Here is a 26,616-nt window from a genome sequence, read left to right on the forward strand (position 1 = left end):
GTTTTTCTTCTTTATTTTTGGTCGGCTGCGGGACCGGATAACCCTGCACAATCATCATTTCTGAATACTCCCGGAGACAATTGACAACAGGGAACGGGCGCTTCCTTGCGATCTTGGCAAGATCATTTGACCGGTTGCTTCGTCAGTTCAGAACAAGCTGCCTGAAAACACTCTTCAAATCTTTCCCTAAAATTGATTGGGAACGTCCGTGCTACGGCCAGCCAGCCCCCTGGCTGACCCAAGTCAGAGTTGAACCATGCATCATCTCCGCCGCGGATCGCGACCGTAGCTGCAAGCGCCTTGATGGTATCTTCACTGATCAAGCTCAAATCGAGGTCAGTGATCTCGCGCCCATAGGTGGTCACCTCGATCATCCTCCTCTCGGCATCGTATTCAATCACACCAAGGCGAACGCCCTCCTGCACCCAGCCTATCGGCAACCAGCCAGAAAGACGTGCTCGAAACGCCTCTTGCCAGCCCGGTTTCATCCAGCGTGTATCCAACCAAAACGTTTCTTCCGCCACCACAGTCACTCCCATTTTGGGAGCGTCGAGTAACTCACGTATGAGAGCCTGTCCAGCGGAAAGATGCAGCAGTGGCGGGCACATTACACTCAAAACAATATCGAGACGTCATCGCAGCCTTGGTAAGCGCTCGAAAGTCTGCCGGCCTCTCTCAAGCGGCGCTTGCGGAGCAATTGGGCAGGCCACCGTCTTTCGTGGCAAAAGTCGAGTTGGCTGAACGAAGGCTGGACGTCGTCGAATTTTATTACTGGGCTCGCGCTGTCTCAGACGACCCGACAGAATTGATCTGCAACGTGCTTGGCTTGCTGCCAGACAGCATGCCTCACTGAAAACCTGGCACCCTCGCGGCAACAGGCGAACAGATCTGAACGTTATGAATTCGCACGCCGCGCGCGCCTGATATCGGCCGGCGGGCTCGAGCTGGTCGGTTTGCTGTCCGGCACCCGGGCTACGGACTGGAAAAAATGTTCATGCTTGACCTCCGAGGATCACATTACCGTGAGGTTTCTCGCAGGTTTTCTGCGTCCTGCGTCAGACGCATTGCGACCCAAGTAAGGCGACGTGCGACCTTCGTCAGAAATTTTGCGACCTGAGCAAAGTAATTTGCGACAAACTACAGGCTCAATGCGACCAACCCCCTCTCAAGCTAATGAAATAAAAGATAAATTCGCCCCCCTGAATCAAGAGAATCCCAGAATCAATAGAATCTCCGGAGGGTGCTTTGATTGGGTTTTGGCGATAGCATTACGGACACGCCTCGGATTTTGCTCCGCGCGCAAACGGCCAATATGCTCTGTATGACAGGGATCGAACACAGCACCAACACCGGCCGCAGGCAAGGCGAGGTCACCGGAAAAGCCTTGGGACCAAGGCAGTCTCCACCGTCGACGAAGCGAACTGGTCGAGGCAATTTCCATGTCTGAAGTAATGGACTGCGGCAAGCTCTTCGACGAACTGTCTGGTGCCGACCCGAGGAAAGAACTCACCCGGGCAGCCTCACCATTTGCTTTGGCTACGGCTCTAACCCTCCTCGCCAAGATCGACGAGACGCCGCTGTCGATGCTCCGATACTCCGGAACTTCCTTGTCGAACCGGCTAACCGTCGATGAGATACCTGAGGGAGCACAAAAGATCTTTGGGAGCAACCGTTCACGATACCTGGCTTTCCGGAGACGAATTCTGGATCTTCAATTACTGGCAACCAGAACCCGCGTCGACGCGGACGCAATTCACGCGCTTCAACGACTGGCGCGTCTTGAAATCCGGAGTTCCGCGGCAAACCCCTTCTACGAGTTGCGGCGCGTGCTCGCAGACCAAGTTGAGCCTGCGGAACTGACCCGAGAACTGGCAATTGAGCTCGAGAAGCCCCTGACCGGCTTGAACAGAGGCTCTTACCGTGCGGCCCTCGGCGTGCTCGACCGCCTCCAGAGCTCTGAATTAGCTCGAGCGACTGGGCTCCTGCCCCGCGATCTCATCGGCCCCCTGCCGCGGCCTTCGGATCACACCACGCACGCTCCCCTTCCGCCGAAGCTCGAACGACTGCATGCCATTTCCGGACCCAAAGTCAAAAGTGCACTCCCGGCAGTCTATCGTGCCTCAGTGTTGTTGCATCTGGTAGATATCCATGCTGATCCAACTCTGGACGAACTGCTCTCTGAGCGGGCCGTCGAACAGCTGATCGACCTCGACCCCTCGATCTTGGGCATGGAGAAGCCTAAAAAAAAGGCCTTCCACATTTACGTCCTGAACCTCAAGAAAGCGATTTCGTCCGATCCATCACGTCGAAACACGGCCTTCGATGCGGTTTCAATACCTTGGTCGAAGATCCGAGCCGAGTTAGCAGATCGTGGGATGGAAAAACCGGCATCGAGAACGCTCGCCGTCTCAAGTCAAGCTCGCAAAGAAGGACTGAAGCCGTCGGACTTGACGCCGCAGTGGTTCACCGAAACTGAGAGGCGACTGACAAAATCCGAGCGGTCACGGTTCCGGTCAGGCGCGTTCGCAATAGATGCCCTGTTCGAAATCCAAGACTTTCCCGCCAAGTTGCTGCCGAAAGAACCCAGCGGTCTTCAACGGCTCAGGCAGCGCAAAGGAGAAGTGAGAGAAACGCCCGTGGCTAACCATCTCGCTGCGGCGTGGGCCTCTTTCAAAAACGCCCTCCTTAGCGAGGGGTTTTCTGGCTCGGATCTCGACAGGATAGCCGTGTTGGAAAATTTGGCGGTCTATAACAAGAAGGCCCCTGATGACATTGACCGAGCTTTCATAACGTCGCGATTGGCTTGGGCAAAGAAATCCCGTAAGGCAGCAATTCGCGAGGCGGGGATGGTGATGGAAAGAGCCGCCGTCCTGCCGCAACTTTCCGATTACCTCACTTCATATAACAACACGCTCCATGCGTCCGACCCTCAGGGCACTGTCCAGCTACCTACAAAAATATTGGCCGATTTGAGAGATCTGGCCGGTCGAATCGGCTACAGTGAGAGCACGCGTCGTGCGCTTACCGTCGCGTGTAACACCCTGCACCGCCTACATATGGAAAATGGAGGCAGCCCGGCAGAGACCCTCGGTCAGGTCTTCGATTACGATTTGGAATTATTCTCGGACGCAAGTCTCTCTAAGAACCAACAGGCTCGCTACCGGCAATCTTTTGGAGCGGCCAAGGACTACGTTTCACTGAAATGGACGCCGACGTGGATCTCGCTCTACGCCAGCGTTCGTGACGCCGGGACCCCTTCGGCCAGCAACCCGATACCTGCGATGTTGAAATACGCGAACGGCCTCGAGCCATCTGATCTGACGCCGGAGTGGCTTCAAGAAGTCGAACGACAATTGCGTCGGCCAAACGACCTCTCACGGTATGGCAGAGCAGACCTGGCGAAAACGCTGCTGGCGAACGTCGGACGATTCGAAGTTCTTCGGCAGAAGGGCGTGTTCAGAAACGTAGCGATCCTTCCTGCGGTGCTGCTGCCCACCGAGCCACCTGCCCGCCTTGGAGATAGCAGCTATTGAGCCTTGGAAGATGGTATCTTCTTGGCTGACATCTGGCACCGCCGCTCGCGGTGGACTATCGACACGGCAGCCACCTTGCGGACAAACAGCGAACCCCTGGCCATTTGCACGATGCGTCATCATCCGTCCTCATACCCTTCTGTCGCCTCAAAGCCGACAAGTCCGCGGGTAAGGTATATTCGTGACCTAAGTGACTTGCTATGTTTTCGGTATCCAACTTCGCATCGTCGAGGGTTCGCAACCAGTTCTGGGCAGTGCCCCTTGCCTTCAGATTTGGATGAGTGGCCCGGTCCGTCTCGGCGAGAATCCGGCGTCGTTGGATATTGAAACATGATCGGGAATGATCGCAATCGCAATGGCCGACAAACTGTTCAAACTCACTCTCGACCTGCGTGATGTCTGCGTGTGGCTGAGCAGCCGGCATGTAGATACGCTGTTCGGTATCTGCGTGGATCGAAACTACAGCTCTGAACCGGGCGTGATCTCGCATGTCGTCGCCGGTTGTGAAGATCAGAATACACGCCGCATGCTTCGCGAAGAAGCGACCCAGGCGCTCCAAGCGCTGGGATACACCGTGGCACCGGCGGGCGGCGATGTCTATGACACGGGCCCGGCGTCCCGGGAAGGGATGTCAGCGCACCAGAAACTCCGCAGCATCCGTCGCGTCTACGATGCGATCAACGGCAAATACTCTTCGGCACATGACTATAGCCGTCCACGCCCGACGGATGAGGAAATTGCGTCGATGCCAGTCGATGACGCTTTTTAGTTCGACGCTAAAGACCGAAAACGCTCTCCGTGATTGGCAAACCATGTTTTTGAAAGAGTTGACGGCTACGACCTCGTGATGAACACCGTCGATTCGATCCCGAAATCGACTTGAGCATCGACGAGGGTTTCGTCCGATAGAGCATGCAACATGGCGTGGCGGAGTTGGTTAGATCGATCCAGGCCGGATTGGATGGTCCGCGGCTATCTCCCGCGTGCCATTCAAATGCCATCGCTCGGGCCAATAACTTCGATGGCTTCCTCGCTCGCCCTCCTCCACCAAGCAGGCAAGTTTGGCCGGAAGCTCCCGGTTCGAGCGTTATATTTTTCGACAGGTAGGGCATTTTAGGGTTTTGACGCTGGCTTCCGCCCGACCTTGGGGCCAAGAAGCCAGGGCGCAACGCGCCAAAGGTAGACAATGAATGCCATAGTCCAGAGGGCGGTGGCAAAGTCGATGCCGTCGAACCTACCAACCTCAGCGCCTTGGCCAGCCACACGCGCCAAAGTGGCGGCACAGATCAGGGCGAATGCGCCCGTGAGCCAAGGTCCGGCAACCAGGGGACGACCGGTATGCCCCATTGTGGCCCGCATCATGACCGCCAGTGTCATCCCCGCGACGGCGCCGATGCCAAGCACGTGGGCACTGGCGGCCGGCCCCAAGAGGCCTGCCGCTCCGGCTCCGATGGACGCAAAACCCAGCGGCACCATCAGGTATGCGACATGGAGCATCAGAAGAAGCGGCGACCGCCAGGTGGCCAGTCCCCGCCAGCGCAGCAGCCGCATCAGGTGCAGCAAAGCTGCGGCGCCGCCGAAAAGAACGCTCGCCGCATGAAATGGCGCGATAGCCCAACTGGCAAGTGCGGCGGCACCGATCAGGATGCAGACACCGTCGAAACGGTTGAACGCAACCGGCATCCGCTCCGACTTGCGTTGGGCAAGCCAGTTCCGCGTGAAGCTTGGCACGATGCGCCCCCCGATCAGCATGATAAGGAAGATCAGCAGGGCGATCCCCAGCCGACGTCCGATGTCGGACACACCCTGGGTCAACGCCTCAATGTGAAACAGTATATTCGCCCCCCACAGCAGAGACACCGGGACGAGCACCTTGAGGTTCTTCCAGTTTCGACCGGCGACGATTTCCCGTGCGATCATCGCCGCGACGGCCAGCAGGAACATCTGGTCGATGATGGCAGCCCCGACCGGACCGACCGGTAACAGCCCCGCGACACCGGCCCGTCCCGCCAGCCACAGTGCCAATAGCACCGCCAATGGCCAGCCGCGTGTCGGCATCCGCCCGGTCCAGTTGGGCACGGCTGTGAACAGAAACCCGGCAACCACGGCGGCACCATATCCGAAGATCATTTCGTGGATGTGCCAGTCAGTCGGTGCGAGGTGGCCGATGATACTGACATCTCCGCGCCAGATCAGCCACCACATCGGGATCACCGCGACGGCAAAGAGACCCGCAAAAAGAAAGAAAGGACGAAAGCCATAGCTGAAGAGTGCCGGGCCTTCATAGATTTCGCGCGTTTTCATTGATCTTACCCTTTCAAAGCAATCGGGCGGCACCACTGGCACCGCCCGGATCGGTCATCAGACGCGGGACGCTGCGTCATTCGACCTGAGCGATTAGATCAGCCATGCGGCCTTTCGCCTTGCCCTTCTGCTTCACGGCCTCGGCCGCTTCGAGATTGACCGCGTCGCCCACTTGGATCAGCGCAACCATCCCCATGGCATAGTGCGGTGTGCACTTGATGCCGTAGATGCCTTCGGCCTCGACGGTTAGGTCGAATTCCTCATTGAACTTGGTCTTGAATCCCTCGACCCCGTCGGGAAGCATACCGTCGATATCCTCGACGTTGTGGCCCTTATCGGTCGGAATGAACTTCACCACGTCGCCGGGCTGCGCCTTAACGAAGGCAGGCTCAAAGACCATGGCACCTGCCTCGCCTTTATTCAGCATGTGGACCTCGAAGGTCTCGGCACTGGCGGCACCGGCGGCAAGGGCAAGCGCAGCGGTCATCATCAGTTTCGTAAGCATCGGAACATCCTTTCGTATCTTGTCCGGTTGCATTCTCTGGCCGCGTTATGCGTTAAGGTGAGCAACCGAACGTTGCTCTGAAACAAACTCCGGACCCAAATATTGCCCAAACTCGACGAAAGCCTTCTGAGCGACCTGCCACCCTTCTCCCTTCTTGAGAGATCCCAGATTCGCGAGGTCCTCGACCACGCGGTGTCACGTCGCTACGAGGAAGGCACTGCGATCTTTCGTGAAGGACACGACGCCGACCGGTTCTATATGCTGCTCGACGGCTATCTGCGCGTGGTTCGGACAACGCCCGGTGGTGACCAGATCATCGTTCTGCATATTTCGCCCGGTCAGTTGTTCGGGATAGCCCCGGCCTTGCAGCGCGACACCTACCCGGCAACATCCATCGCTGCTGCCGAGTCGATTGCCCTCTCGTGGCCCGTCAGCCTCTGGTCAGACTTCACCACGAACTACCCTGGCTTCGCGACCGAGAGTTACAAGACTCTCGGCCAGCGTTTGGGCCAGATTCAGGATACGCTGACCGAAATGGCTACGCAGGCCGTGGAGAAACGCGTGGCCTGCGCTCTTTTGCGACTTGTGAACCAAACAGGGCGGAAGACAGAGGGAGGAATCGAAATCGCCTTTCCCGTCACTCGGCACGACATATCAGAGATGACCGGCACTACCCTGCACACGGTCAGCCGGTTGCTTTCCGCTTGGCAGAAGGACGGTATTGTGCAGTCGACGCGCAAACACATCGTGGTCACAGCTCCACACCGTCTTGTTCTTTTAAGCGGCATCGAAGGATAACCATCGCTTGAGGACACCGCTCCGAGCATCGCAGGGCGGGATGATCTTAGCGGGTCGCTCTCTTGGTCAATTGTCTGAGCTCAGTTTCCCGTCGCCATCAGCCTGGTCATCGATGCGCGCTGATAACTCTGCCCGAAAAGCGTCTTCGTCCAGGTCATATTCGAGACACGCATCTGTAATCGCGTGAAAGGGCGCAATCGGACAGCCAGGACACAACATCCTGCGATCAAAAAACACCGATGCAACCTCAGGCCAGGCCGCAAACAACTCTGACAAGGGCAGATTGGGGTCATCGAAGTCAGGCTTGCTCATGGCGGGTCCTTTCATACCCGCATGTTGCGCTCACCTTTCGTCCCGTTCTTTGCGATTTCGCAACAAGTGGCGATATCGCAGCCAATAGACATCCGGTATCCGCAACAATTTGTCGGGACCGCGACATGTCAGAAATACTCACCAAATCGCGGGCCAGGAACGTGTTCTACGGGGGATCCATCTTCTTCGTCGTCGTGTTCGTGGCCCTGACGGCGCAGAGCCACCGTCACATCGTGGACAAGGCCACGGCCGGAATGCCCCTCACCGAAGAGGTTCGGCTGGGCAAGCACGTCTGGGAACGCAACTCCTGCATCAACTGCCACACGCTGCACGGCGAGGGCGCCTACTTCGCGCCCGAGGTCGGCAACGTGATGACGAGGTGGGGCGCGCAGGACGACCCCGAACTCGCATACGAAATGCTGGACGGATGGATGCAGGCGCAGCCTTCGGGCATCGAGGGCCGCCGCCAGATGCCGCATTTCGAGATCACCGAGGAGGAGATGCGCGCGCTCGCCGAATTCCTCCGGTGGGCCGATCAGACCGACACCCAGAACTGGCCGCCGAACGACGCCGGCTGATCGAGGGACAGGAGAAAAATCATGAAATACCAATCGCAAAAGGTGGCCTACGCCTACTTCCTCGTGGCCATGGCCCTCTTCGGCATTCAGGTGCTGGGCGGGCTTCTCGCTGGCTGGATCTACGTGTCCCCGAACACGCTGAGTGAAATTCTGCCGTTCAACGTCATCCGCATGATCCATACCAACGCGCTGATCGTCTGGCTGCTGCTCGGCTTCTTCGGCGCGGCCTATTACCTCGTCCCCGAGGAAAGCGAGCGCGAGATCTTCTCGGTCAAGCTCGCCTACATCCAGCTGGCGATCCTCGTGGTCGGCACGCTCGGCGCCGTCGGCTCTTACCTTGTCGGCATCCACGGCGGGCGCGAGTTCCTCGAACAGCCGCTCTGGGTCAAGTTCGGCATCCTCGTCGCCGCCGTGATCTTCCTCGTCAACGTCTCGCTGACCTTCCTCGCAGGGCGCAAGACAGCGATCACCAACATCCTGATGATGGGCCTCTGGCTGCTCTGCCTGCTCTGGGTCTTCGCCTTCATCAACCCCGACAACCTGTCGCTCGACAAGATGTATTGGTGGATGGTCGTGCACCTCTGGGTCGAGGCGACCTGGGAGCTCGTCATGGCCGCGATCCTCGGCTTCCTGATGCTGAAACTCACGGGCGTCGATCGCGAGGTGATCGAGAAATGGCTCTACGTCATCGTCGCCACGGCGCTCTTCTCGGGCATCCTCGGAACCGGTCACCACTTCTACTGGATCGGAACGCCGGGCTACTGGCAGTGGATCGGATCGATCTTCTCGACCTTCGAGGTGGTCCCCTTCTTCGCCATGATGTCCTTCGCCTTCGTGATGGTCTGGAAGGGCCGCAAGAACCACCCGAACAAGGCCGCGCTTCTGTGGTCGCTCGGGTCCTCCACCGTGGCCTTCTTCGGCGCGGGTGTCTGGGGCTTCCTGCACACGCTGCACGGTGTGAACTTCTACACCCACGGCACGCAGATCACCGCCGCCCACGGGCACCTGGCCTTCTACGGCGCCTACGTGGCCCTCAACCTCGCGATGTTCAGCTATGCGATGCCGCTGCTGCGGAACCGCGCGCCCTACAACCAGGTGCTCAACATGGCGAGCTTCTGGCTGATGACCGGCGGGATGGCCTTCATGACCTTCACGCTGACCTTCGCGGGCACGATCCAGACGCACATGCAGCGGATCGTGGGCGACTACTACATGGACGTCCAGGACCAGCTTGGCCTCTTCTACCTGATGCGCTTCGGCTCGGGTGTGGCGGTGGTCCTCGGTGCGCTCCTCTTCATCTACTCCATGCTCGTGGTGCGCCGCGAGGTGGTCAAACCCGGCCCCGCCATCAAGGACGCGGCCGTTCCGGGAGAGTGATCCGATGAAAGACCTGCATAACTCCGACCTGCCGTTCTACCAGCCCGTCGCCGATGAATGCGCGGTGTTCGAGACGGCCCATGCCAACGCTCTGCCCCTTCTTCTGAAGGGGCCGACCGGCTGCGGCAAGACGCGCTTCGTGGAACACATGGCCGCGCGTCTGGACCTGCCGCTGCACACCGTGGCCTGCCATGACGACCTCAGCGCCGCCGACCTGATCGGCCGCTACCTGTTGAAAGGGGGTGAAACCGTCTGGGTCGACGGGCCCCTGACCCGGGCGGTGCGCGAAGGCGGCATCTGCTACCTCGACGAGGTGGTGGAGGCCCGCAAGGACGTCACCGTCGTCCTGCACCCGCTGACCGATGACCGCCGTCGGCTGGTCATCGACAAGACGGGCGAGGAACTGGTGGCGCCCGACAGCTTCATGCTCGTCGCCAGCTACAACCCCGGCTACCAGAACATCCTGAAAAAGCTGAAGCCCTCGACCCGGCAGCGCTTCGTCTCCGTCGGGTTCGACTTCCCGACACCGGAGGTCGAGGTGCCCGTGGTGATCCGCGAAAGCGGGCTGGACGAGGACAGGACCAAGGCCTTGGTCCGGCTGGCGGGCGGTATCCGCAACCTCTCGGGCATGGACCTTGAGGAAGGGGTATCCACCCGCCTGCTGATCTACGCCGCCACGATGATTGCCAAGGGGATGCCCGTCGACCGGGCCCTTCAGGCCGCGATCATCGAACCGCTCAGCGATGAGCCGGACGTTCAACAGGCCCTGCGCGATATCGCCAGCGCCGTATTCGGGTGATGCCATGATCCACGTTCTCGACCTCATGGAGCCGGAGGAAACTGTCGGTAACCTCTGGCACGACATGGCGACGCGCAAGGCCGCAAAGGATGCCGAGCGCGCCGTCACATTCGACGCCATGCGCCCCAGCCTTGCCGCACTCTTCCGGGCACTCGGTGGCCCGGCGGGGGTCGAGATCGTGGCATCGCCCCTCGCCTCCTCCGACCACCGGCCCGGCCTGTTCCGCCGGGTCGGCACCCCGCGCGAGATGGTGCATGTGGCGGACTTCGACGGTGACCGGCTGCGGTTGCCGCCGGTGATGGACTGCTTTTCCACACGGGAGCTGAACCGCGCCGCCTATCTCTGGCTTGCCTCTATTGCAGCCTTTGCCACGGTGCCCGCGCGACTGGCCGACCCCTACCGCAACGACCTCGCCCAGGTTGCGGCCAACGAAGCTGCCATGGACCGCGCCTTCCGCGCCTGCCCCGGCCTTCAGGCGGACTACCGCGCCCTCTGCCTCGAAACCTGCGCCTTACGCAAACGCGGCGCCCTGCCCCGGCACGAAGCCTCGGTCGAGCTGATGATCCTCGATCAGATCGGCTGTCAGCGCGGCGGGATCGAGGAAATCGACACCCCCGCCCCGCGCGGCTACCGCAGTTATGCCCCGGTGCCGATCTGGCTGCGGTTCCTGCCGCGGACCACCGGCAAGGGCGCGGCGGACACAGCCGAGGAACCCGACCAGAACCCCGCCTTTGCCGTGCCCAGCCGGAAAGAGGCGAAGCGCGAAGACCGCGATCAGGCCGACCGCAACGACGGCTTCATCATCCACCGGTTCGAAACGATCATGTCCTGGGCCGAAAGCCTGAACATCAACCGCATGGTCGATGACGACGATCAGGACAACGCCGCAAAGGCGGCAGAGGATCAGGACCACCTGACATTCTCGGAGAACATGAAGCGCGCCGCGACCCGTCTGCGTCTGTCGCTGGACCTGTCGCCGCAGGACGCCGATCACGAGATGCTGGCAGGCAAGTTCACCTACCCGGAATGGAACCGCCGCACCGGCGATTACATGCCCGGCCATACCCGCGTGCTGGAGGCGCCCGCGAAGCCGCGCGCCGAATACGCCCCCGACCCGCGCCTCGTCGCCCGGGTCAAACGCCAGTTCGCCCCGCTGCATCCGCGCCGCGTCGTCCTGCCCCGTCAGATCGACGGTGAGGATCTCGACCTCGACGCGCTTGTCACTTCGCGCACCGACATCGCCTCCGGGCAGGAAGGGTCCGACCGGGTCTGGCAGGCTGGACGTCCCATGGCCCGCGACCTGAGCGTCGCGATCCTGATGGACTGCTCCCGCTCGACCGAGGCCGCAATCGGCGACACCTCGGTCATCGAGGTCGCCCGCGAAGCCCTGTCCTCGCTGGCCGAAGGGATCGACACCGCCGGCGATCGGCTTGGCATCTGGGGCTTTTCCTCGCTTCGCCGCGACCGTGTCTTCCTGCACCGGGCCAAGACCTTCGAGGAACCGATGTCCGGCGACGTCACCGCCCGCATCGGCGGTCTGACCCCCGGCCATTACACCAGGCTCGGCGCCGCGATCCGCCATGTCTCGGCCCAGCTCGCCGAAGAAGGTGCGACCCGCCGCCTGCTGCTGGTGCTGACCGACGGCAAACCCAACGACCTCGACCACTACGAGGGTCAGCACGGGATCGAGGACAGCCGCATGGCCGTCCGCGAGGCACGCGCCCTCGGACAGGCGGTGCATGGCGTCATCGTCGATCAGGACGGCCAGGACTGGTTCGCCCGCATCTTCGGACGCGCCGGCTTCACCCTGCTGCCGCATCCCGAACGCCTGCCCCGCGCCCTGCCCGAGATCTATCAAACCCTGACCATGGAGAGCTGAGATGAAACGCATCCTCGCCATCGCCCCGTATCTTGCCCTGACCCTGCCCACCACCGCGCTGGCGGAAGCATTCGAAAGGCCCATTCCACAGCCCCAGACCCACGTCGCCGAGTTCTGGTTCCTTGTCGGCTCGGTCGCGCTCGTCCTGTCGTTGGTCGCCGTGCAGATGCTGGTGAGCCGGAGATGAGACCCTCACCGAAGCTCTTCGCCGCGCTCTACCCCTTCGGGGCCGGGGCCATGGGGGTGAACCTCTTCTTCGCCTCGCTCATCGGGTCATGGATGGGCTTGCCCGTGCTGACGCCCTGGCAATCCGTAGCCGGGGGGCTGGTCATCGGCCTGCCCGCGACCTACGCCTTTGCCTGTCACATCGTGCGACTGATTGAGAAAGCCGAAAGCTGATGACCGGATGGACGGAATACACGCTCGCACTGGCGATCTTCGTCGCCAGCCATTTTCTGCCGCGCATCGGCGGCCTGCGCGACAGGCTGATCGGCACGGTCGGGCGGCGCGTGTATTTCTCAGCCTACGGGCTGCTGTCCTTCGCTCTGCTCGTCTGGGTCATCGTCGCGGCGGGCCGGGCGCCCTATGTCGAACTCTGGCCACAGGTGCCCTGGACGAGGTGGGTGCCCAATATCGCGATGCCCGTTGCCATGGTGCTGGTTGCCTGCGGCTTCGGTCTGCGGAACCCTTTCACGCTTGGCGGCAAGCGAAACGCCATCGCCAATCCCAACGGGCCGGGTTTCGCAGCCATTACCCGGCACCCGCTGTTCCTCGCCCTGGCGATTTGGGCCGGGGCGCATCTCGTGCCGAACGGAGACCTCGCCCATGTGATCCTCTTCGGCAGCTTCAGCCTAATGGCGCTTGCCGCCATTCCCGCCTTCGACGCGAAAGCCCGCCGTTCACTCAGTGCCGAAGCCACGGCATTCTTCAAGGCCACAGCAACATTCTCTCTACGCCCCCTGACCGACCGAGCATGGCTCCGCGACAACGAACGCCCGCTGACAATCCGGGCCACCATCGGCCTGCTGATCTGGGTCGCCGCCCTTCACCTGCACGGATCCTTGATCGGCGCATCGCCCTTTCCGTTCTGAGCTTGATCCTGCGCAAAGTTCACGTCTCGGAAAAGGCACATACGGGGCGTATGAAACAGATCGACCGCCTCAGATCCCTCGGCCTCTTCGACGCCCGGGTGCCCCGCTACACCTCATATCCAACCGCCCCGGTCTTCTCGCCCGAGGTCGGCGCCGCTCACCAGGTCAAAGCGCTCGCCGCGCTGAACCCGGACGAGCCCGTCTCAGTCTACCTCCACATACCCTTCTGCGAGCGGCTGTGCTGGTTCTGCGCCTGCCGGACGCAGGGCACGAAGACACTTTCCCCAGTCGAAAGCTACATCGGCACGCTGGAACAGGAACTTGCGTTGCTGAAAGATACCCTGCCCGCCGGGCTGCGGATGGGCCGCATGCACTGGGGCGGCGGCACGCCGACGATCCTGCCTCCCGCTCTCATCCGCCGGCTGGCACAGGCCGTTCGCGCCGTCATCCCCCCGACCGAGGACCACGAGTTCTCGGTCGAGATCGATCCCACGATGGTCGATCCCGACAAGATCGCAGCGCTGGCCCAAGAGGGCATGAACCGCGCCAGCATCGGCATCCAGGATTTCGACCCGAAGGTCCAGCAATCCATCGGCCGCATCCAGCCCTTCGACGTGACACGGGCCTGTGTCGAAGACCTGCGCGCAGCGGGGGTTCACTCGCTGAATGCAGACCTCGTCTACGGGCTGCCCCATCAGGACCTCACCCGGCTGGACGACACGATCACGAAGGTGCTCGAGCTGGCGCCGGATCGGTTAGCCATTTTCGGGTATGCCCACGTTCCGTGGGTTTCGAAACGCCAGCAGCTGATCGACGGTGACGCCCTGCCGAAGGAGGTTGAGCGATACGAACTTTCGACCCTCGCCGCACAGCGGTTCATGGACGCGGGCTTCGAAGCGATCGGAATTGACCACTTCGCCCGGCCGAGTGACTCGCTCGCCGAAGCAGCACGTTCCGGCCACCTACGGCGCAACTTTCAGGGCTATACCGACGACATCTACCCGACGCTGATCGGCCTCGGAGCCTCCTCTATCTCGCGTCTGCCCTCGGGCTACGTCCAGAACGCGCCGGCCACCGCCGCTTACACCCAGCGCATCGAGAGCGGGACGTTGGCAGGGGCGCGCGGTCACGTAATGACAGAGGACGACTTGCTCAGGGCCCGCGTCATCGAGATGCTGATGTGCGATTTCCGCCTCAACCGACGTGCACTTCGTCAGATGTTCGGCGACAAGTCAAACATCGTCGATCCGCTGATCGCGCAGGTGGCAACCCGGTTTCGCGACTACGTAGAGCTTTCGGAAAACTATCTCGACATTTCCCACGAAGGCAGGCCTCTCACACGCATCATCGCAAGTTCGTTCGACGCGCATGATCCAGATGTTATGAAATACAGTCAGGCGTCATGAAAGTATGTAACATCAGCGTCGGCAACACGCGGTAGTTGCGATCGCGGTCACGACCACTTCGATCTTATTGCCTCAGCAAGAATTGCACTAATAAATCTGCGCTCCGAGTAGTCATACAGTGGTTTGAAAAATTGTAATCGACATAGTTTGCGACCGGCACCGCCATTCGTCGGAATAGATCATCTGAAGCAAGAGATACAGAAAGTTTTTCGCCGGCCGGAAAACGACGCGACCTACTGAGGTCTCGCAACGAACTGGAATCCAACTGAAATGAAAATCACCCTCCACGAACTTAACGCCCAGTAAGTTGTTCACGAACTTGAGCTGGCCGATGGCAAGGCACGTCACACGACCACCTACACCTGAAACGGTTTGGGTGGCAAAGAAGCGATACGCTCCAGCCATAAGCCATATCCAAAAGGCCGGGACAGGTTGATATGATGATCCGCGTCACTATGCAAAGCGTGAAGTTCGTATGGCCGAGTTTACCCACTAAATTGTGCGAAACATCCTGCACTCTGGGAAATTTTCGTATGACTGGCCTGGTGAAGGGAAACAAAGAGCTCAAGTTACCGGTCCATTTGAATATGCATCGAAAAAATCAAAGCAATTTTCAGCGTGGGCGTGAGTCAGTTTTCTTTCCGCAGTCGTTCAACCATTTCAACGAAGCCACGCGCCTCTGCATGCTGAAGCGGTGTTACGCCATCACGATCGGCCAACGAACGGTCGGCACCGGCGGACAAAAGCGCGTCAAGCACCGCTTGATGGCTCGATCCGCCATCCCCCAGCACCACGGCTTCCATGACGGCCGTCCAGTGGAGATTATTGATGTGATCGAGTGGCGCACCATAAGCGATTAGGCGCCGCACCACTTCAGCATGGCCGAGATGCGCCGCCGCGATGAGTGCCGTGCCCAGATAGGGACTGGTCACGAGTCCAGGATCATTGCCTGCCTCGATGGCGAGCGACACAAGTTCAGGATCGTCTGCCACCGCCGCAATCGTCACAACATCGTAGGCTTGGTGCTCAAGCGCGTTCATGTCGGCACCAGCCAGAGCCAGAGCACGAAGTGCTTCGTCCTCGGAGGCGAATGCAGCCACATGAATTGGCGTCCGGCCTTTTTTGTCGCGGACATCCACGTCAGCCCCCTCCGCGACCAATTGCTTGATCCCAGCGACATCACCCTCATGGGCAGCCCTCAGAAGCCCCTCATAGGCCGCGATTTCGCGAGCGGAAGGGGCTGTTTGCGCCCAGCCATGGCTGGCCAGACCAATGAGAAGAGCGATAAGATAGCTGGTGCGCAAAGGCTTACCTTTCTTGACGGGTTAGTAAAAGGAAGGTCCGCGCCTGAAATGCGGACCCAGTTTGCTTTACTCGGCACCGATCACGTCGAGGCCGACAAGGGCACACTCTGCATCAATCGCGCCGGAGGGTGCGCCGCCGACACCGATACCACCCACGAGAGCACCGCCGATCCGGATCGGCATACCGCCTGCCTGTATGACGAGACGCGCGTCCATATCTCGCAGCCCGTTGTTCTGCATATTCCCCGCAATGAACTCCGCAAGACCAGCAGTATCCCGTCCAAGACCGGCAGAAGTGAAAGCCTTGCCGGTCGCGCTCGACGCGGTATGAGGTCCGGAATTATCCGCTTTCAGAAGAACCTTCGTGCTACCATCGCGTGCTACTATCGCGACACTGACATCGTGGCCTTGGGCAGAACATGCTTCCAAGGCAGCATTCGCGGCTTCACTCGCCAAGTCGAGTGGCAGATAGGGGCTGGTGGGAAGGTCTTGCGCCATCGCCGCAGGAGCGGTGAGAGCGGCGAGAAAAGCGATTGTTCTAAGCATGTCAGTCCTCCTTCTGTAGTGACAAGAAGACAATTAACTCATCCCGAGAGCCCACATCATTCGTATACCGACCCGACATCTTCGTAGAACTACGGAGCGCTCCCTGCCTCGATCCAGAGGCGCGTCATTTCTGCTGCCGAGGTAGTGCCAAGCTTGGCCCCAATGGCAGCACGGTGGCTTTCTACCGTTCGGGGCGAAAGCTTGAGCGATCCAGCAATATCACGGGTTGTGAAGCCGCGCGCAACGAATGACAGCACCTCCCGCTCGCGTGGCGTCAGACAAGCCATCAGTGCCATCGTTTCTCGGCGCTCGGCATCGGCCTCGGCGGCCCGACCGAGTGTAGCTAACCCTTTTTGTATGGCATCGATGAGATCCTGCTCATCGATGGGTTTGGATAGAAAATCGATGGCGCCATTGCGGAATGCTTTGCGACAAGCTTCCATGTCGCCATGCCCCGAGATAACGACAGTCGGCCATGACACACCGCTGGCGGTCAGTTGTTCTTGGAGTTTCAACCCAGAGATCGCCGGCATTCTGATATCAAGGATCAGGCAGCCCGGGACAAGCTTTGGGAGAACTGACAGGAAATCTTGAGGACCGGAGAAAGCTCTCACATTAACTCCCACAGTTGAAAGGAGCAGTGAAAGAGCGTCTCGAACGGCAACATCATCGTCAACGAGATAGACAGGCGGGTTCATTCAGATGTTTCCCGAGAAATACTGGCCAGCGGCAGACTAACTCTGAAACAAGCACCTTCGCTGGCATCCAATATTGTCAGATCACCGCCGGCACGCTCGACCAGACGATGGCTCAGCGCAAGGCCGAGCCCAGTTCCATTCTCTCTGGTCGTCACAAAAGGCGTGAATAACTGATCTCGCACACTTGGCTCAACGCCTGGCCCATTGTCGCTCACATCGATCACCGCTGTTTGGCCAGCCAGCAATGCTTCAACCATCACCGCCCGCGATCCGACCTTCTCGGCAACTGCATCCAAAGCATTCCTGATCAGGTTGAACAACACCTGCTCGAGTTCTACACGAACGCCCTGGATAACTAATGGCGTTGGTGGCATCCTAAGACTGACCCGTGCACCAAGCTCCTTGGCCTGACCCGCGAGCAATGTCTCCGCCACCCAGATACATTCTCTCACATCGATCAGTTCGGCGTTGCGCGCCTGCGGTCGCGTCCAAGTCCGCAGCCGCTCAAGGATAGCTGACGCGCGTCGTGTCTGCCCGATAACATCCTCGAGGACTCCGGTTACCCGATCGAAGTCGCCACGCGCGGCCAGGTGCCTGGCAGCCTGCGTCTGAGCAAGGATCGCGGTCAGGGGCTGCGTCAATTCATGGGCCATGCCGCTTGCCATCTCGCCAAGCGCATTCACCCGAGACGCATGGCTGAGCCGGGTCTCGAGACCACTCAACTCAGCCCGTGCTTCGGCGATTCGCACCTTGGCACGTTGCCGCCCGCTCGCACGAAGCAAAATCGCGGCCAACGAAATTGTCGCCAAGACGAGAGCCACCCTACCCGGTGGAAGTAAGTCGAAAGCGGTCACGCGGATAGCGGTCTTCAGCTCAAGCGGCTGTGTGCTACTGGAAAGAGCACGTGTGAACTGCGGCGGTCGCAAGCGCCATCTATCAACGACCAGAGGGGTTCCATCAGGAAGAGCCAGCCACCGTATGGTTTTAGCACGCATCCAGTAGTCAGAATCTCCATGCAGCAAAGCTGAAGCGTCGATTGCGAGAGCAAGCCCGTAGCGCGCCGACTCAGAATTTGGGCTGCGTTTTACAATCAGATAAGCTGCGTCGTTTGAAGGATGTCGAACCAAGACCGGAGAGCCAGTCAAGCGCACGCCAGCTGTCCGAACCTGCTCCCGCAATTCGGCACCTTGGACGCCAATTTCCATCATTACGTCTTCGCTGTCGAGCGGAATTAGAGCGATACCGATAATCCTCGGGTAGAAGCGCATGATCGCACCAGACACCTCACGAAAGAGGTCGGGAAGTTGCTCTCCTCCCGCCACTGCGATGGCCGAAAGTGCTGTCAGATGGGCATCGTGCTGGTTAACACGTTGCGATGCTACTAAATGGAGTCGTTCGCTCTCCTTTTTGAGCTCTCCCATTCGCGAGTTGTGCTCGAAGCTGGCGAGAATCCCAAGCGCCATTGCACACACAAACGCCCAAGAAACCGTCCTGGCGAAGGGTTTACGAAGGTATTCTCGTGTTGATCGCGTCGCTTCTGACAAGTGCCCAGTTCCGGAGCGAGAGATACTCATGGTGCATCCAAAGGTAGAAGTCAGCATAGACTCCCTACTCGAATTTGAAATCCGTATGACTACACACAATATCCAGAACCCGCAAAGCTCACTTTGGTTGAAAACGTGTCGCGCTTTGCTACACCTTCCTTACGACGCTTCTGGCCAGCGCAGCGATCAGGTCCGTTCGCGTCACGATGCCCGTGATTGCGCCGTGTTCGATAACCGGCACTGCGTCGACATCACCATCAGCCATCATTGGGAGCAGAGCACTGATCGGCGTATTGGTCGTGGCACGAGGTCCGGCGACGCTCATAATCTCCTTAGCCTGGACAGGTCGTTCTCTCCGCCGATCCATCAACCGCCTAAATGCCGGCACGAACCGTCGATCCAGACGCAGCGCGTCCTCCCGCGCTTTCCCTATCAAGTGGATCTGAAAGATGACGCCCAAAAACTTGCCGCTCGGGTCAATCACCGGAAGTGAGGTGAACTTGTGACGTCGAAACAGATCCGCGACTTCCACAAGTTCCGTGTCAGGAGCGACCGTAACAAGGTCCGTGGACATAATCTGGGCTGCGGTAAGCGGTCCGGTCTCGTGAGTAGCCGCCTGGATCTCGGCAGCACCGATCAAACGGGCCAGATCCTCGACCCCCAGGTTAAATGACTGTCTGTATCGTTCGAGAATAGAACTCAGTTCACTCTCTGTAAGGCCGAGGCGTTCAATCGGAGAGGCGTCTTCCGTGCCGTGCGGACCCGGATCTTCAAATTGCCGGAAGGGATAACGTCGGCCGGTCAGATGTGCAAAGCACATCGCGACAGCGACCAGAGCCGCTGTGCCCAAGCCGATCGGCATAATCGCGAACCAAAAGCCGAGGCTCTGGATAGCGTCCGGAGAGAGTGCCGCGGTCATCGCCACGGCACCGGCCGGTGGATGCAAGGCGCGGCACATCATGGTGACACTGATTGCCAAACCGACGCTCGCAACCACCCGTGTCAGGGGATCCGAGACAAGCAGACACACTGCAACAGCAACCAGTGCTGCGACGGTATTGCCGATGACGGCTGACCAGGGCTGAGCAAGAGGCGAGTTCGGAACAGCAAAGAGAAGGACCGACGTCGCTCCGAAAGGGGCGACGAGGTAACGGCCCCACTCCAAATCGATAGACGGCGACAGTAGCAACAGCCCTGTCAGCCCCAGACCGACGACCGCGCCGAGACCGGCACGCAAAGCTTCACTGGTATGAACGTGTCCTACCGCAGGTCCAAAAGATCTGAAAATTTGCAAACAAGACCCCTATTTATTTTGCGCGCAAATTTTCAGCACATCGCCCAGAGTTCAAGCACATGTTCGAGCAATGCCGGTTTATCGTTCCCGCACCAGCCGGAATCCCAAGTGATCCGGTGGAAGCCCAACGGCACACCCACCGACGCTGGCGTCCCTAATAAAGTCAATGACCGCCGCCTGATGACGCCCGCCGGCAATGCGCACGCCGCAATAGGGGTCGCGGGCGGTGATCACACCATCGGCACCCACCTCGCCATTCTCCATGCATCCGTCCGTCCATTCCCAGACATTGCCGCCCATATCCGCCAGACCGAGGCTGTTTTCACCAAAGCCGCCGCGCGGTCTCAGGGCCGGGCTGGAACTGCCACGCAGGAATACGCCGCGCTGGTATTGCGACAGCATGCGCTCTCCCGGATCGAGGTCGCCTTCGTCCGGGGCAGCATCGCCCCGCCGCTCGGCGGCGGCTCGCTGCCATTCCAGCGCGGTCGGAAGACGCCAGACCTGACCTGTCTGTTCGGACAGCCATGCGGCATAGGCCGTCGCATCGATCCAGTTGACGTTCGTCTGGGCCAACCCGCCAGCCCCGGTTTCGACGTCCACACAGGCCCCGTCTGCAACGCAGGCCGAATATTCCCGTTGCGAGACCTGATACTTCATGATGTCGAACGCACCGACCGGAAGGCTTTGCACACCGGGCGTCGCAGCCTTGCCATCCCGGCTGAAATTGCCAAGCGGCCGATAGGCCACTGCGCCCGCGGGCACCCGCACGATATCACCTTGCAGGTCGGCCGCGCGCAAAGCCTGCGCAGCATCCCTGTCGCGTGCCTGATCCCCAAGCCACGCCCCTGCCCCGAGACCGCAGACCAGCGTCAGACCCGCCAGCCCGATCATCACTCTCATCCTGTCCATATCGGGACCTCATGATCAAAAGAGGGGCGCCCGGATTGTCCGGCCGCCCCAGTCAGTTTTCGCCTTGGAACAGCCGCGCCTTATGGCAGCGCGGTCTTGCCTTCGTAGGCGGCGTTATACTCGACAGGTGCCTGAACCTGCTCCATCAGGTCGTTGTTCCAGTTGCCCTCGACCACCACGTGGGCCGTCGCGCCGAGGTTCACAGCCTCGATCAGGTTATGGTTCACGTAGGCGTAGACGCCCGGCTGGAGGAACTCATAGAGAGCCGCGCCGGCGGATCCGCCCGCAATGAACCACGTTTCGAGGTCACGCTGCGGCGTGTTGTTGAACTTGCCGCGTTCCCAGACGAGGTCGCCGTGGCCACCGATCAGGTGAGGCCGGGTGTCCCGGTTGGCCTGGCTGTGCACGAACAGGACCTTTTCACCCTGTGCCGCGTGCAGCGCGTTGTCGCCGGTCAGCGATCCGACCTTGCCGTTGAAGACCACATGGCTCGGGATCAGCCCGTTCATCACTTCGAGCGTGTCGGGATAGCTTTCGGCCACGTCCTCGAACCGTTTGTAGTCGCCATTTTCGTCCTTCGGGATGTAGAAGTCGTTTTCTCCGATATAGAACACGCGGTCGTAGCGGACCGGATCGCCCTTGTGGTCGGTCAGACCGCCGCGCGGCAGGACCATGATGCAGCCGGACATGCCGCTGACGACGTGCCATGGGATCATCGGGCCACCCGGGGCGCAGTGATAGACAAACGTCCCCGGACGCGTTGCCTTGAACCGCAACGTGGTCTTTTCACCGGGGTTGACCAGCGTCAGGGACCCGCCCCCAAGCGCACCGGTCGCCGAGTGAAAATCGATGTTGTGCTGCATCATGTTCTCAGGCGAGTTGAACAGTGTCAGTTCGACATAGTCGCCTTCGTGGACAACCATCATGGGGCCGGGAACCGACCCGTTGAAGGTCATGGCCTGAAGGTAGGCACCGTCATCGACCTCGATCTCCTTCTCTACGATCTGCATCTCGAATTCGACGATGCGCGGTTCGGCCGGGGCCTCCTGCTCATGCTCGTGGACCATCGGAGGACGCACGAGCTTGCGCTTAATGCGCTTCAGGCTCGACAAATCCGCGGGGGGGGCCATCGACGTGTCCATGATCTCTTCGGCCTTGGCGGCCTTGGCGAGAACGGGCAGCGCGGCAATACCGGCGGCGCCCATCAGTGCGGCTCTTCTCGTCAGCATTTTCAATCTCCTTTCAGGTATGAATGCTGTTTGAGTGGAAGCTACCGGCCCTGTTGTTTTCGAACGTTGCGGAAACACAAACTTCAGGACCGAATGCCAGCCGAGCCGACGATTTTCGCCCCGAGCGGCCGAAGCAGGTCGCGTTCCGATGGCGACATGAGAACGGCCGCAGTCGATGCGGCATCCGCAATCGCCGCACTGTCATGACATATCGAGGCTGGCCCGGAAGTGAGCTGCGCGTCACGTCTGGGATCGAAGATGTGTCCGATACCCGCGGCGGGATCGACCAAGGTGCCCGAAACATCCGAAGTGGCGATTGCGTGGTCTTTCAAGGTGACGGTCCGGCCGCCGGGGATCGATACACGCCATCCCTGCCCCTGCCCGTCCCCAAGGGCCCGGATTTCTCCTGCGTTTACCAAGATGTGCCGGAGACCGGCACTCTTCAGAAGAGAGGCAAGGCGATCCGTGGCATAGCCCTGTGCGATCCCGTTCAGGGTCAGAGCCATACCGCCCCTTTGAAACCTGATAGCCTGCGGGGATAGCGACACATGTTGGAATCCGACCCGGCGACGCGCGTGCTGCACTTCGTCCGCCCCGACACGGCGTCCTTCGCCAAACGCTCGAGCATGAAGGTCGAACAGCGGCTGGACCGTTGGATCGAAGGCGCCTTCCGTCGCCGTGAAGACAGCCCGGGCCTCCGACAAGAGATGTAGCATGGCGGGATCGGGGTTACGCAGGATCTGATCCCGGTTCAGCTGAGCCAGGGCGCTGTCAGTCCGGTAAAGCGAAAATAGGCTCTCGATACGCGAAAGCTCCAATTCAAGGTCTTCGAACAGCGGAGCCGCCTCGGCCTGCGAAATGCCGCAAAGGGCGATCTCGGCGCGCGCACCAAGGGCTTGCCCCCGCCAGTAGGCGACCTCTCTGCCCGCAGCGGATGCACGGCCAGACGCAAGGGTCGCGGCCGACATGGCAATGAAACGACGTCTGGAAAACCGGGTCATTGCATCAACTCCCCGTGGGCGGCATGCCCGCTCATCCCGATTTCCGCGGGACGCACGTAACTTTCCGGCACATCGCCCCATTGGACGATGCGTCCACCCCTGTCCGCTACGAAGGCGGTCGCATCCTCACGGCGGCTGAACGGTAGCGCTTCCGGCACCCCCATTCCGCCAAGCTGATCGCTCTCGATGACGAGAAAGGAGGTTTCGGCAGCCTGCCAGTTGGCGATGCCCGGCACGCTCCAGCTTTCCGCGTGGCTCATGTCGGAGACGAAGACCGCAGTTACCTCCATTTCGCGCTCCGGGTCATGCATATAGGCGACGGCATCGGACACTTGGCTGAACCAGAGCGGCTCTGCCCGGCCTTTCAGGTGGACCTGCGCCTTGGGACCAGGATGGTCCGCGACGAACATCTGGCAGTAATGGCCGAGCGCATCGTCCGTCATCTCGACGGGGACAACGACGCTCGCCACATCTTCCTTGCAGCCGGTCAGGGCCAGAGACACGGCAAGGGCGAACACGACTTTCTTCATGGGACAATCCTTTTGGTGCGGGCGGAGCCGATGGCGATGGTTGCCACCAGCCAAAGCCCGAGGGCGGCCAGCGCGGCCACCGGCGGGAACGGAAGGGTTTGCGAAAGGCCGTCGATCCCTGCGACGGGCGCGGCGTCGATCATGGCAAGGTTATAGAGGCGAAACGCATCGGCGGGATTCGCGATGACAAGCCACGGGAACACGTGGGTGGCGAAGATGCCCTCACCCGCCGCCATGATGGCACCCAGAAGCGCAACGTCATAAAGGACGACCAGCAGCAGCCAGACACCCACAGCGGCCGCGGCGGCCCGCGCTGTTCGCCCGGTCAGCGCGGACAGCATCAGCCCGATCCCGACGAAGATCGCCCCCAGCCCGCCCGCCGATAGCATCAACCGAAGCCACGCCAACACGCCGTCCCCGCTGATCTCGGCCAGGAAACCGATGATACATCCGACTGTGCCGAAGGCGATCAGGATGGCCACGCAGACCGCAACCGTCTGGGCCAGAAACTTCCCGACGAACACCTCCCACCGACGGACCGGCGTGGCAAAGGTCAGGGCAAGGGACCCTCGCTCGACCTCTCCGGAAATCGAGTCATAGGACATGAGCAAGGCGATCAGCGGGATCAGGTAGACCGAAAGGGTCGCAAGGCTGACCGCCGTCAGGGTCAGCACATCGACCTTCAGGTCACTTCCCTGCCCGGCACCAAAGAGCGCCAGCGCCAAAGCGAACAAGCCAAGCACTGCGGTTGCCAGAATGACCCAGAGGTTACGGCGCGCCTGCCGCAACTCCTGCCCGAAAACGGTGCCGATGCGCGTGCTCATATCTGGTCCTCCGTCGGGCCCATTCGGGAAAAATGCCTGTAGATATCAGTGAGACCCGGCGGACAAATCTCGATGTCCCGCAGCCTGTCTTGGTGCTGCCCCAGGCGCGCGAGAAGGTCCACCTTCGCTCCCTGCGCGCAATCGAGGTCCAGACGGCATCCGTTGATCCGCCGCCCGCCGAATTCTCCATGAAGATCGTCTGCCGCCCCCGGCTTGGCCGATATGCGGATCGTGGTCGGCAAACCTGCCTCCTGGGCCAACTCTGCCAGGGTGCCCTCTGCCTTCAGCCGTCCGCGGGCGAGAATCGCAATGCGGTCCGTCTTGTCCTGCACTTCCTCCAGCCCGTGCGACGAGAGCAGCACGGCAGATCCCCGGGCAGCCGCATCGGCGATCACCTCGTAGAACTCGTGCCGCGACACCGGATCGAGACCGCTGGTCGGTTCGTCGAGCAGAAGAAGCCTCGGGGCGCCGATGAGGGCCTGCGCCAGCCCAAGACGCTGGCGCATCCCCTTGGAATAGGCCCCGACCGCCCGATCAGCGGCATCCAGAAGGCCGACACGCGCCAAAAGGTCCGAAACCTCGGCTTTCGGTGTTCCCCGCAGGCCTGAAAAATAGCTCAGCACCTCGCGGCCCGACAGGTTCCTCTGGAACGAGACGACCTCGGGGAGGTAGTTCACGGCCTCCCTGGCCGCGTTGGACCCCGGCGCGTGGCCAGCAACGGCAACGGTGCCGGAGCTTGGACGCAGAAACCCGAGGACCGTCTTGAACAACGTAGACTTGCCGGCACCGTTATGGCCGAGCAACGCCAACCGCTCGCCGGGCTGAACGGACAGCGAAACATCGTCGAGAACCTTCTGTCCACCGAAAGACAGACATAGAGCATTGATGGCGAGAATTGCAGTCATGATGGTTCTCCTTGCGGCAGTCCGGTTCCGGTCGGCGACGTCAGCGGATGGGTATCGGTCACGCCACCGGGCAATAGCCCAGGGAACCTTGACTGCGACCAGCGGATGAGCTGCATGGCCGGTGCCCCCATCAGCAGCCGTGCCGCCGGCTGCGACCAGACAAGCCGGTCGATACTGTCATTGGGCCGATAAGGACTGTCGGCGATGCCATCGCCGTTCACGTCAAAGGCGACGTGATCGGACCAGTAGTTGCCGATGCCGTCGGCCGACCATTCCATCCACGTGGTGCCGACGTATTTCACCTGGGTTCTGTTACCGATGAAGGCATTTCGGGCCAGCACGTTGCCTTGGCTGCCTGCGGTAAAGTGGACACCGATCCCACATCCTTCGAAGCGGTTGCCCTCGAACCGGTTATGGTTTGAATTGTAGATGAACAGGCATTTTTCGCCGCCATTGCGCACTTCGTTCCGACGCATTTCGGCGCGGTTGGCGAAGTTCATGAAAAAGCCGTGGTTGGCATCTCCGTCCGACAGGTTCCGTTCGACGATCAGCCGCGTCGAATACATGAAGGCGAAGCCCATGTCGTTGCCACGGCTGATATTGTCAGTGACCTCGATCCGGTTGGCATACATAGAATGGAACGCGAACCGCAGATCGCTGAAACGGTTGCGCCGGTAGACCGCGTCATTTGACGTCGTGATGAACACGCCGTCCCGGCCTTTCGAGATCTGGTTGTCTTCGACCGTGAGCCCCGGTGCGTTCCAGACGTAAATGCCCGGTCCGCGTTCCGCGACACGGAGGTCGTTGCGGCCGTCGATCCGGTTGTTTCTGATGGTGACATCACGGGCACCATGAACGTCGATCCCGATCAGGTTCCCGTTCAACGTCACTCCGTCGATGATGGTGCCCTTGGCCGCCTTCGTCAGGCGAATGCCGCTGTCGAGATCGCTGAGCCGGGCACCCGCGCCCGAAATTGTAAGCGCGGTGATCGTCACGCCGCCGGTATCGACCGTGACGACGGAGCCCTCGCCCGGACCTTCGATCCGGGCAAGAGGTCCCGTGAGCGTAACAGGTGTCTTGATAATCACCGGCCCGGCATAGGTGCCTTCCCCAAGCACCAATGTATCGCCGGGCCGGACGGTCGCGAGGGCCCGCACCAGCGCCCCCGGTCCCGGCCGCACCTCGACCGTCTCCGCAAGGGACGCAAGCGGAGCGAGGCAAAGGGCCAGCACGAAAACCAGAGAGCGCAT

Annotated in this window: 27 protein-coding genes; 11 read left to right on the plus strand and 16 right to left on the minus strand. The window is 60.6% G+C overall.

Annotated elements, in window-relative coordinates; genetic code table 11:
- Positions 1 to 122 precede the first annotated feature (122 nt).
- Positions 123 to 524, minus strand: coding sequence for a hypothetical protein (locus FGK64_RS02845; protein WP_138862283.1), 402 nt, complete (start codon positions 522 to 524; stop codon positions 123 to 125).
- Positions 525 to 1,439: 915 nt separating this feature from the next.
- Here FGK64_RS02845 and FGK64_RS02855 point away from each other — a divergent pair.
- Positions 1,440 to 3,533 carry a hypothetical protein gene (locus tag FGK64_RS02855; protein ID WP_138862285.1) on the plus strand — a complete coding sequence of 698 codons (2,094 nt, stop codon included), beginning with the start codon at positions 1,440 to 1,442 and terminating at the stop codon, positions 3,531 to 3,533.
- A 355-nt stretch (positions 3,534 to 3,888) separates the two neighbouring features.
- A complete protein-coding gene (locus tag FGK64_RS02860; RefSeq protein WP_138862286.1) occupies positions 3,889 to 4,302 on the plus strand; it encodes a hypothetical protein in 414 nt (137 codons plus the stop codon).
- Positions 4,303 to 4,646: 344 nt separating this feature from the next.
- Here the strand turns inward: FGK64_RS02860 and FGK64_RS02865 are convergent, their stop codons facing one another.
- The gene (locus tag FGK64_RS02865) at positions 4,647 to 5,837 is read right to left on the minus strand and encodes an NnrS family protein (RefSeq protein WP_138862287.1); all 1,191 of its coding nucleotides are present in this window, start codon (positions 5,835 to 5,837) and stop codon (positions 4,647 to 4,649) included.
- Positions 5,838 to 5,913: 76 nt separating this feature from the next.
- On the minus strand, positions 5,914 to 6,342 hold the full coding sequence (locus FGK64_RS02870; RefSeq protein ID WP_138862288.1) for a pseudoazurin: 429 nt from the start codon (positions 6,340 to 6,342) through the stop codon (positions 5,914 to 5,916).
- Between the two features lie 102 nt (positions 6,343 to 6,444).
- Between FGK64_RS02870 and FGK64_RS02875 the strand changes: the two genes are divergently transcribed.
- Positions 6,445 to 7,140 (plus strand): Crp/Fnr family transcriptional regulator, encoded by a 696-nt coding sequence (locus FGK64_RS02875; protein WP_093450980.1) that lies wholly within the window; start codon positions 6,445 to 6,447, stop codon positions 7,138 to 7,140.
- 66 nt (positions 7,141 to 7,206) lie between these two features.
- On the opposite strand, the gene FGK64_RS02880 is transcribed toward FGK64_RS02875, so the two are convergent.
- Positions 7,207 to 7,452: a DUF1858 domain-containing protein gene (locus tag FGK64_RS02880; protein WP_138862289.1), complete on the minus strand. Its 246-nt coding sequence runs from the start codon at positions 7,450 to 7,452 to the stop codon at positions 7,207 to 7,209.
- A gap of 125 nt (positions 7,453 to 7,577) precedes the next feature.
- On the opposite strand from FGK64_RS02880, the gene FGK64_RS02885 reads away from it, so the two are divergent.
- From FGK64_RS02885 to hemN, 8 genes are read left to right on the plus strand one after another with little or no spacing between them, the layout of a single operon-like run.
- Positions 7,578 to 8,030, plus strand: a complete 453-nt coding sequence (locus tag FGK64_RS02885; RefSeq protein WP_138862290.1) for a c-type cytochrome — start codon at positions 7,578 to 7,580, stop codon at positions 8,028 to 8,030.
- A 21-nt stretch (positions 8,031 to 8,051) separates the two neighbouring features.
- On the plus strand, positions 8,052 to 9,407 hold the full coding sequence (locus FGK64_RS02890; RefSeq protein WP_138862291.1) for a cbb3-type cytochrome c oxidase subunit I: 1,356 nt from the start codon (positions 8,052 to 8,054) through the stop codon (positions 9,405 to 9,407).
- 4 nt (positions 9,408 to 9,411) lie between these two features.
- Positions 9,412 to 10,206, plus strand: coding sequence for a CbbQ/NirQ/NorQ/GpvN family protein (locus FGK64_RS02895; RefSeq protein WP_138862292.1), 795 nt, complete (start codon positions 9,412 to 9,414; stop codon positions 10,204 to 10,206).
- Positions 10,207 to 10,210: 4 nt separating this feature from the next.
- Positions 10,211 to 12,085, plus strand: coding sequence for a nitric oxide reductase activation protein NorD (locus tag FGK64_RS02900; protein WP_138862293.1), 1,875 nt, complete (start codon positions 10,211 to 10,213; stop codon positions 12,083 to 12,085).
- A 1-nt stretch (position 12,086) separates the two neighbouring features.
- Positions 12,087 to 12,272 carry a hypothetical protein gene (locus FGK64_RS02905; protein ID WP_138862294.1) on the plus strand — a complete coding sequence of 62 codons (186 nt, stop codon included), beginning with the start codon at positions 12,087 to 12,089 and terminating at the stop codon, positions 12,270 to 12,272.
- Positions 12,269 to 12,484 (plus strand): NnrT protein, encoded by a 216-nt coding sequence (locus FGK64_RS02910; RefSeq protein WP_138862295.1) that lies wholly within the window; start codon positions 12,269 to 12,271, stop codon positions 12,482 to 12,484. Before FGK64_RS02905 ends, FGK64_RS02910 begins: the two co-directional genes overlap by 4 nt.
- On the plus strand, positions 12,484 to 13,176 hold the full coding sequence (locus tag FGK64_RS02915; protein ID WP_138862296.1) for an NnrU family protein: 693 nt from the start codon (positions 12,484 to 12,486) through the stop codon (positions 13,174 to 13,176). The genes FGK64_RS02910 and FGK64_RS02915 overlap by 1 nt, the downstream gene beginning before the upstream one ends.
- A 50-nt stretch (positions 13,177 to 13,226) precedes the next feature.
- Entirely contained in the window at positions 13,227 to 14,582 is a 1,356-nt protein-coding gene (gene hemN / locus FGK64_RS02920; RefSeq protein ID WP_138862297.1) for an oxygen-independent coproporphyrinogen III oxidase, read from the plus strand.
- 629 nt (positions 14,583 to 15,211) lie between these two features.
- Here hemN and FGK64_RS02925 read toward each other — a convergent pair.
- From FGK64_RS02925 to FGK64_RS02980, 12 genes are all read right to left on the minus strand, one after another.
- On the minus strand, positions 15,212 to 15,886 hold the full coding sequence (locus tag FGK64_RS02925) for an ankyrin repeat domain-containing protein (RefSeq protein ID WP_138862298.1): 675 nt from the start codon (positions 15,884 to 15,886) through the stop codon (positions 15,212 to 15,214).
- 66 nt (positions 15,887 to 15,952) lie between these two features.
- Positions 15,953 to 16,432 (minus strand): GlcG/HbpS family heme-binding protein, encoded by a 480-nt coding sequence (locus FGK64_RS02930; RefSeq protein ID WP_138862299.1) that lies wholly within the window; start codon positions 16,430 to 16,432, stop codon positions 15,953 to 15,955.
- Between the two features lie 89 nt (positions 16,433 to 16,521).
- Positions 16,522 to 17,130 carry a response regulator transcription factor gene (locus FGK64_RS02935; protein ID WP_138862300.1) on the minus strand — a complete coding sequence of 203 codons (609 nt, stop codon included), beginning with the start codon at positions 17,128 to 17,130 and terminating at the stop codon, positions 16,522 to 16,524.
- Positions 17,127 to 18,704, minus strand: coding sequence for a sensor histidine kinase (locus FGK64_RS02940; protein WP_171053954.1), 1,578 nt, complete (start codon positions 18,702 to 18,704; stop codon positions 17,127 to 17,129). Before FGK64_RS02940 ends, FGK64_RS02935 begins: the two co-directional genes overlap by 4 nt.
- Before the next feature lie 118 nt (positions 18,705 to 18,822).
- Complete coding sequence (locus FGK64_RS02945) at positions 18,823 to 19,968, minus strand: HPP family protein (RefSeq protein ID WP_138862302.1); 1,146 nt, start codon at positions 19,966 to 19,968, stop codon at positions 18,823 to 18,825.
- Between the two features lie 78 nt (positions 19,969 to 20,046).
- Positions 20,047 to 20,877: an SUMF1/EgtB/PvdO family nonheme iron enzyme gene (locus FGK64_RS02950; RefSeq protein ID WP_246057657.1), complete on the minus strand. Its 831-nt coding sequence runs from the start codon at positions 20,875 to 20,877 to the stop codon at positions 20,047 to 20,049.
- An 80-nt stretch (positions 20,878 to 20,957) separates the two neighbouring features.
- The gene (nirK, locus tag FGK64_RS02955; protein ID WP_138862303.1) at positions 20,958 to 22,106 is read right to left on the minus strand and encodes a copper-containing nitrite reductase; all 1,149 of its coding nucleotides are present in this window, start codon (positions 22,104 to 22,106) and stop codon (positions 20,958 to 20,960) included.
- Positions 22,107 to 22,189: 83 nt separating this feature from the next.
- Positions 22,190 to 23,107: an FAD:protein FMN transferase gene (locus FGK64_RS02960; protein WP_138862304.1), complete on the minus strand. Its 918-nt coding sequence runs from the start codon at positions 23,105 to 23,107 to the stop codon at positions 22,190 to 22,192.
- On the minus strand, positions 23,104 to 23,637 hold the full coding sequence (locus tag FGK64_RS02965) for a nitrous oxide reductase accessory protein NosL (protein ID WP_138862305.1): 534 nt from the start codon (positions 23,635 to 23,637) through the stop codon (positions 23,104 to 23,106). The genes FGK64_RS02960 and FGK64_RS02965 overlap by 4 nt, the downstream gene beginning before the upstream one ends.
- A complete protein-coding gene (locus FGK64_RS02970) occupies positions 23,634 to 24,461 on the minus strand; it encodes an ABC transporter permease (RefSeq protein WP_138862306.1) in 828 nt (275 codons plus the stop codon). The genes FGK64_RS02965 and FGK64_RS02970 overlap by 4 nt, the downstream gene beginning before the upstream one ends.
- Positions 24,458 to 25,366: an ABC transporter ATP-binding protein gene (locus FGK64_RS02975; RefSeq protein ID WP_138862307.1), complete on the minus strand. Its 909-nt coding sequence runs from the start codon at positions 25,364 to 25,366 to the stop codon at positions 24,458 to 24,460. The genes FGK64_RS02970 and FGK64_RS02975 overlap by 4 nt, the downstream gene beginning before the upstream one ends.
- Positions 25,363 to 26,616 (minus strand): nitrous oxide reductase family maturation protein NosD, encoded by a 1,254-nt coding sequence (locus FGK64_RS02980; protein ID WP_138862308.1) that lies wholly within the window; start codon positions 26,614 to 26,616, stop codon positions 25,363 to 25,365. Before FGK64_RS02980 ends, FGK64_RS02975 begins: the two co-directional genes overlap by 4 nt.

It is taken from the genome of Arenibacterium halophilum (genome assembly GCF_005938225.1).
Classification (GTDB): Bacteria; Pseudomonadota; Alphaproteobacteria; order Rhodobacterales; family Rhodobacteraceae; genus Arenibacterium; species Arenibacterium halophilum.